The 647-nt window shown below is 36.6% G+C and carries 1 protein-coding gene and 1 pseudogene; both read left to right on the forward strand.

Going from position 1 to position 647, the window contains the following annotated elements; translation table 11 throughout:
• A pseudogene (locus IDG60_RS19575) lies at positions 1 to 269 on the forward strand (sulfite reductase [NADPH] flavoprotein alpha-component); the annotation flags it as partial.
• A 62-nt stretch (positions 270 to 331) separates the two neighbouring features.
• Positions 332 to 647 (forward strand): NAD(P)-dependent oxidoreductase (locus IDG60_RS19580; RefSeq protein ID WP_274611455.1); only part of this gene is annotated, 316 nt, incomplete at its 3' end.

Consider the following 647-nt stretch of genomic DNA (forward strand, 5'->3'; position numbering starts at 1 on the left):
TAACACGCGTAGATTTAGCATTTTCAAGAGACCAAGAACACAAAGAATATGTACAGCATCGTATAATGGAAGAAAGTGAACGTTTCAATGAATGGATTGAGCAAGGCGCAGCAATCTATATTTGTGGCGATGAAAAATGTATGGCGAAAGATGTCCATCAAGCCATTAAAGATGTATTGGTAAAAGAACGTCATATTTCTCAAGAAGAAGCAGAGTTATTATTGCGACAAATGAAACAACAACAACGCTATCAACGTGATGTTTATTAGCGATTGGTGTTAAATATTTTAAGGTGTAATGATGTAAAAAGATATAAAGGATGTTGCTCAACATGAATATGCCATTAATGATAGATTTAACAAATAAAAATGTCGTCATAGTTGGTGGAGGCGTCGTTGCAAGTCGTCGGGCACAAACATTAAATCAATACGTTGAACATATGACGGTCATCAGTCCGACAATCACTGAAAAACTTCAAAATATGGTAGATAACGGTGTCGTCATATGGAAAGAAAAAGAATTTGAACCAAGCGATATTGTAGACGCGTATCTAGTTATTGCAGCAACCAATGAGCCACGTGTCAATGAAGCGGTAAAACAAGCCTTACCTGAGCATGCCCTTTTTAATAATGTTGGAGATGCATCAA

The sequence above is a fragment of the Staphylococcus sp. EG-SA-2 genome, from assembly GCF_017152085.1.